This is a genomic window from Streptomyces anatolicus (assembly GCF_019400875.1).
Taxonomy (GTDB): domain Bacteria; phylum Actinomycetota; class Actinomycetes; order Streptomycetales; family Streptomycetaceae; genus Streptomyces; species Streptomyces anatolicus.
In genome coordinates this window covers 1-6,233 of sequence record NZ_WMBF01000383.1, presented here as the reverse complement: position 1 = coordinate 6,233, position 6,233 = coordinate 1, and the positions used below count along the sequence as shown (strand labels likewise).

8 protein-coding genes are annotated in these 6,233 nt (G+C 69.2%); all 8 read left to right on the top strand.

The features are described 5' to 3' along the window. Positions 1-873 (top strand): DUF881 domain-containing protein (locus GKQ77_RS25395; RefSeq protein WP_258021935.1); only part of this gene is annotated, 873 nt, incomplete at its 5' end. Next, entirely contained in the window at positions 870-1,202 is a 333-nt protein-coding gene (locus GKQ77_RS25390) for a small basic family protein (RefSeq protein WP_030794354.1), read from the top strand. The genes GKQ77_RS25395 and GKQ77_RS25390, both read left to right, overlap by 4 nt. Positions 1,203-1,207: 5 nt before the next feature. Further along, positions 1,208-2,035: a DUF881 domain-containing protein gene (locus GKQ77_RS25385; RefSeq protein WP_219691261.1), complete on the top strand. Its 828-nt coding sequence runs from the start codon at positions 1,208-1,210 to the stop codon at positions 2,033-2,035. A gap of 82 nt (positions 2,036-2,117) precedes the next feature. Beyond that, on the top strand, positions 2,118-3,086 hold the full coding sequence (locus GKQ77_RS25380; RefSeq protein ID WP_219691260.1) for an FHA domain-containing protein: 969 nt from the start codon (positions 2,118-2,120) through the stop codon (positions 3,084-3,086). A 16-nt stretch (positions 3,087-3,102) separates the two neighbouring features. Next, entirely contained in the window at positions 3,103-3,846 is a 744-nt protein-coding gene (ftsR, locus tag GKQ77_RS25375) for a transcriptional regulator FtsR (protein ID WP_219691259.1), read from the top strand. Between the two features lie 97 nt (positions 3,847-3,943). Next, complete coding sequence (locus GKQ77_RS25370; RefSeq protein WP_030794342.1) at positions 3,944-4,417, top strand: bifunctional nuclease family protein; 474 nt, start codon at positions 3,944-3,946, stop codon at positions 4,415-4,417. Between the two features lie 169 nt (positions 4,418-4,586). After that, positions 4,587-5,201, top strand: a complete 615-nt coding sequence (locus tag GKQ77_RS25365; protein WP_219691258.1) for a MerR family transcriptional regulator — start codon at positions 4,587-4,589, stop codon at positions 5,199-5,201. Between the two features lie 45 nt (positions 5,202-5,246). Next, positions 5,247-6,233: DNA polymerase IV (locus GKQ77_RS25360; protein WP_219691257.1), on the top strand; the 987-nt coding region annotated here is incomplete at its 3' end.

Genomic DNA, 6,233 nt, shown 5'->3' with positions numbered 1-6,233 from the left:
GTTCGGAGCACCCCCTCCCGCCCCCGGCGTCCGGACGCGTCCATGTCGCTGCTCACCACTGTCATGGACCACAGCCTGGACGAGGGATACGCGGAGGCGGCGGCCAGGAAGAAGGCCAAAGGGAACAGTGGTGTCCCTCGCCCGCTGCGGGCCAAACTCGGGTTCGCCGCGGGCCTCGTGCTCGCCGCGCTCGTGGTCACCGTGGGGGCCGCGCAGGCGCGGATAGCGGCGCCGGTGCTCGCCAAGGAGCGCGAGGAACTCATCGACCGCGTCGAGGACGCCACGGCCGGGGCCGACAAGCTCGAGGACGACGTGGACGAACTCCGCGACGACGTGGGCGAGCGGCAGCGGCTCGCGCTCAAGAAGCACGGCGGCAGCCAGGGCGAGTTGCTCGGCCTCCTCTCCGGCGCGACGGAGGTCCACGGGCCCGGTGTGAAGCTCGTGGTGGACGACAAGAAGGAAGCCGACCAGGGCGGCGGCGGGCCGCGCGAGAGCGCCGGCTTCTCCGACACCGGGCGGGTGCGCGACCGCGACATGCAGCGCGTCGTCAACGGCCTGTGGCAGTCGGGCGCCGAGGCGATCTCCATCAATGACCAGCGGCTCACCGCGCTGTCGGCGATCAGGGCCGCGGGTGACGCGATACTGGTCGACAACAGGCCGCTGGTGCCGCCGTATACGGTGCTGGCAGTGGGTGAGGGGAACCGCTTGAGCACCCGGTTCCAGAACAGCCCCGACGGTCAGTATCTGCACGCTCTGCAGGAGAACTTCGGCATCCGGACCAGCATCTCCGTGTCGGATGATCTCCGGTTGCCCGCAGCGCCCAGTGTGACCGTACGAACAGCAGAGCCGAAGGCAGGAAAGGGCACATCGTGATCGCCGTACTGGGCCTCGTCGTGGGAGTCGTGGCCGGATTGTTGGTTCGGCCCGAGGTTCCGGCGGTGGTCGAGCCGTACCTTCCGATCGCCGTGGTCGCGGCTCTCGACGCCGTGTTCGGCGGGTTGCGCGCGATGCTCGACGGCATCTTCGACGACAAGGTCTTCGTGGTGTCGTTCCTGTCGAACGTGGTGGTGGCCGCGCTGATCGTCTTCCTGGGCGACAAGTTGGGCGTCGGCGCCCAGCTGTCCACGGGAGTCGTCGTGGTCCTCGGCATCCGGATCTTCTCCAACGCGGCCGCGATCCGCCGGCACATCTTCAGGGCGTGACGCCGATGAGTGACGACGAGACACCCGCGTACAACCGCCGTGAGGAACTCCCCGCCGAGGTCCCGGCCGCCCCTGAGACCCCCGCCGCGCCCGTCCGTGGGCCGAAGACCCTCACCGGCCGTCAGCGGCTCGCCAAGGGGCTGTGGCCGCCGCGGGTGACCCGCCCCCAACTCATCGTGGCCCTGCTGCTGTTCGTGCTGGGCCTCGGTCTGGCCATCCAGGTGCGGTCCAACAACGACAGCAGTGCGCTACGCGGCGCACGTCAGGAAGATCTCGTACGCATCCTCGATGAACTGGATGACCGTACTCAGCGTCTGGAAGAGGAGAAGCGGCGCCTCGAGGAGCAGCGGACCGGGCTCGAGAACAGCTCGGACCAGGCCGAAGAGGCACGCAAGCAGACGGTCGAGCGCGAACGGCAACTCGGCATCCTGGCAGGCACGGTGGCCGCCCAGGGACCCGGCATCACGCTCGCCATCGAGGACAAGAAGGAGGCGATCGAGGCGGACATGCTGCTCGACGCCATTCAGGAGCTGCGCGCCGCAGGCGCCGAGGCGATCCAGATCAACGACGTACGCGTGGTGGCAAGCACCCATCTTTCGGACGCCGGCGGCGGTGGCGTCCGGGTGGACGGCCGCAAGGTCGGCGAACCGTACCTCTTCAAGGTGATCGGCAAGCCGCAGGATCTGGAACCTGCGCTGAACATCCCGGGCGGTGTGGTGCAGACTCTGGAGAAGGAGCAGGCCACGGTCGCCGTGACCCGCTCAGAGAAGATCGTCGTGAGCGCCTTGCGACCTGCGAAGCGGCCTGACTACGCTCGGTCGTCCTCCCAGTGAGGGGCGGGCGCATGGGGGCCGTCGAGCAAGGGCATGAGGTTGCGGGGGGTCGGCGCACCGGAAGCGTGGTGCGTGGTGGAAACTGTTTGGTGGATACGGACGTTGTGAGGATGTCTGGTTCACCGATGAATGCCGGTGTGTGCAATCAGGGTTCGTCCTGCCCCACGGGCGGGTCTGTTTCGGTCAAGGGGAATCGCCCGTGAAGTTGTTTGCGAAGTTGTTCGGCAAGAGCGCACGTGAGGACAGCGGCAATCCCGCCACTGCCCGACACCGTGCCCCTCGCCATGGAGATGCCGAGGGACAGGGCGGCGAGCGCCCCATGTTCCGCGATCAGGTGACTGGTCCAGGTGGTGACATTTCGGGCGGACAGGGCGCGTCGTCTGTTGACCCTGCCGGTCCCGGCCGCATAGGTTTCGGGGAACCGTCAACCTCAAGTACGGGTGGAGGGTTTACCCCCGGCCCGCACGCATCGAATGCCCCCGCGGGGCAGCCGCGGCAGGAGGACCCGTCCATGGCACTGGTGTGTACGAGGTGCGGGAACCGCAACGCCGAGGCGAGCCGGTTCTGCTCCAACTGCGGTGCGCCGCTGCGCGCGGGGGCGGCGCCGGAGCGCGCTTCCGAGACGACGTCGACGATCTCCATCTCGGGCCTGGAGGCCTACGACTCGGAGGTCACGGGACAGACGCCGTCCCCCGCGCTCTCCCCGGAGGCGCAGGCAGCGGTCGACGCGCTGCCGCTCGGCTCGGCGCTCCTCGTCGTGCGCCGCGGGCCGAACTCGGGCAGTCGTTTCCTGCTCGACGGCGAGCTGACCACGGCGGGGCGTCACCCGCAGAGCGACATCTTCCTCGACGACGTGACGGTGTCGCGTCGCCATGTGGAGTTCCGTCGCCTTCAGGACGGCTCCTTCACCGTCGCCGACGTGGGCAGCCTCAACGGCACGTACGTCAACCGGGAGCGCATCGACTCCGTCGCACTGTCGAACGGTGACGAGGTGCAGATCGGTAAGTACCGGCTGGTCTTCTACGCGAGCCAGCGGAGCGTCGGCATCTGACCCGTCAGGAAGGTCCATGCTTCAAACACCGAGGGGCGGTGCCGGTACCGGCACCGCCGCCGCGGACCGTCGGCTGATGAGCATCGGCACCGTGCTGAACACGCTGCGTGATGAGTTTCCCGAGGTCACCATCTCCAAGATTCGTTTCCTGGAGGCCGAGGGGCTCATCGAGCCGCAGCGCACGCCTTCCGGCTACCGGAAGTTCAGCCCGGAGGATGTCGAGCGGCTCGCTCACGTCCTGAGGATGCAGCGGGACCACTATCTGCCGCTCAAGGTCATCCGGGAGCACCTGGAGGCGCTGGAGCGCGGCGAGAGGGCCCCGCTGCCTTCTCCGGGCCGTCAGCGGGACGGTGGCGGCCCCAGGGGTCAGGACGAGGCCGAGGGGCCGACCGCGGCACGTGTGGGCCGTGACGAACTGCTGGCCGTCGCCGAGATCGACGAGGGCCAGCTCGCCGAGTGGGAGACGTTCGGGCTTGTCACGAGGCTGCCCGACGGCGGTTACGACGCGGAGGCCGTCACGGTCGCCTCGCTCGTGGTCGAGCTGGGCCGGTTCGGTATCGAGCCGCGCCATCTGCGGGCCATGAAGGCCGCCGCGGACCGGGAGGCCGGGCTCGTCGACCAGGTCGTGGCGCCGCTGCGGCGCCATCGCAATCCGCAGACCAGGGCCCATGCCGAGGCCCGTACCAAAGAGCTGGCGGGGCTCACGGGGAAGCTGCATTCGGCCCTTGTGCAGACCGCGCTCGGGGTCAGACTGCCCTGATCCGGTGGGGCCTCCCGGGGTCTCCGGGGGTTCCCTGGCCGGTACTCGGCGGGTGCCCGACTACCCAAACCTGCCAGCCACGTCCTAGGGTTGCTGTGTGAACGAGCTCGACGTCGTAGGTGTCCGGGTCGAAATGCCCTCCAACCAGCCGATCGTGCTCCTGCGTGAAGTGGGAGGCGACCGGTACCTCCCCATCTGGATCGGACCAGGTGAGGCGACCGCCATCGCCTTCGCGCAGCAGGGCATGGCACCCGCACGGCCGCTGACCCACGACCTTTTCAAGGACGTGCTGGAGGCCGTGGGTCAGGAGCTCTCAGAAGTGCGCATCACGGACCTCCGCGAAGGGGTCTTCTACGCCGAGCTGGTCTTCGCCAGCGGTGTGGAGGTGAGCGCACGGCCGTCCGACGCCATAGCACTGGCGCTGCGCACCGGAACGCCGATCTACGGAAGCGACGGTGTCCTGGACGACGCGGGCATCGCGATCCCGGACGAGCAGGAGGACGAGGTGGAGAAATTCCGCGAGTTCCTCGACCAGATCTCGCCCGAGGACTTCGGCACCAACAGCCAGTGAGCCGCGCCCGGGGGTCCGATTTCGACCATTCGGCTAGCCTTTCCCCGTGGCAAGGTACGGGAAACCACTCTCAGGGTGATTATCACTCGGCGTGGCGAGTGTGGCGATCGTTGACGAGCCCCTGGTGACTGCCTACCGTCGAGAAGGCAGGTCAAGGACGGAGGTCGGCGTGAGAAGCAGCGGCGACGGTACGGCGGTGGGCGGTCCGTACCCGCTTCACAGCAGCGCGGCCGATCACTCTCCGAAACCGATGGCGGTCCAGGGGAGCGGGGACGCGACGTTCGAGCATTCCGAGCAGATCGGGTACCGGGGGCCGACCGCGTGCGCGGCCGCGGGCATCACGTACCGGCAGCTCGACTACTGGGCCCGGACGGGCCTGGTCGAGCCCAGTGTGCGTGCCGCCGGGGGCTCCGGGACCCAGCGGCTCTACAGCTTCCGGGACGTCGTCGTCCTGAAGGTCGTCAAGAGGTTCCTCGACACCGGGGTCTCACTGCAGAACATCCGTACGACGGTCCAGCATCTGCGGGAGCGCGGATTCTGTGATCTCGAGCGGATGACGTTGATGAGCGACGGGGCGACGGTCTACGAGTGCACGTCGCCCGGTGAGGTCCACGATCTGCTCCAGGGCGGCCAGGGGATCTTCGGGATCGCTGTCGGCGTGGTGTGGCGTGATGTCGAGGCCGCGCTGTCCCAGCTGCACGGGGAGCGGATCGACACCGGGGAGACGCTCATCGGGAACAATCCCGGCGATGAGCTGGCCAGGCGGCGCAACCGGGCGGTCTGAGCCGTCGGCGGGGCATTGTCAGTGGCGTAGGGCAGCATCGGAGATGTGAGAAGCGCGCCGACGATCCTGCATCTGGACATGGATGCCTTCTACGCGTCCGCCGAGCAGGCCGCGAAGCCGAGTCTGCGTGGGAAGGCCGTCGTGGTGGGCGGCCTCGGCCCGCGAGGGGTCGTGGCCACGGCTTCGTATGAGGCGCGGCGGTTCGGTGTGCACTCCGCGATGCCGATGGGGCAGGCCCGGCGGCTGGCGCCGAACGCCGCCTATCTCGTGCCGCGCTTCGGGTTGTACCGGGCGATCAGTGAGCAGGTGATGGGGCTGCTGCGGGAGCTGTCGCCGCTGGTGGAGCCGCTCAGTCTGGACGAGGCCTTCGTGGACCTGGAGGCGGGCGGCGTCGCCGATGACGAGGCGTCCGCCAGGGCCGTGGGGGAGCGGCTGCGGGCCGACATCCGGGCGGTGACCGGGCTGACCGGGTCGGTGGGGCTCGCCGCGTCCAAGATGCTGGCGAAGATCGCCTCGGAGGAGGCCAAGCCGGACGGGCTCAGGCTGATAGCGCCGGGGACGGAGCGGGCGCTGCTGGGGCCGATGTCGGTCCGTACGCTGCCCGGCGTGGGGCCGGCCACCGGGGACCATCTGCGGCGGGCCGGGATCACCACGGTCGAGGAGATCGCGGAGGCCGGTGAGGACGAGCTGGTACGGCTCCTCGGCAAGGCGCACGGCGGGTCGCTGTACGCGATGGCGCTGGCGCTGGACGAGCGGCCCGTGGTGGCCGAGCGGGAGAGCAAGTCGGTCAGCGTCGAGGACACGTACGACGTGGACATCCATGACCGGGTGCGGATCAGGGGAGAGGTCGCGCGGCTCGCCGACCGGTGTGTGCAGCGGCTGCGGGCGGCCGGGCACTCCGGGCGGACCATCGTGCTGAAGGTGCGGCGCTTCGACTTCTCGACGCTGACGCGGTCCGAGACGTTGCGGGGGCCCACGGACGACCCCGGGGTGGTGCGGGAGGCCGCGGCGCGGCTGCTGGAGTCCGTGGAC

What these genes read in the sequence shown, in the direction of transcription:
- ftsR (WP_219691259.1), top strand. Translation starts at nt 3,103, where the DNA reads ATGCTTCAAACACCGAGGGGCGGTGCCGGTACCGGCACCGCCGCCGCG.
- GKQ77_RS25385 (WP_219691261.1), top strand. Translation starts at nt 1,208, where the DNA reads ATGAGTGACGACGAGACACCCGCGTACAACCGCCGTGAGGAACTCCCC.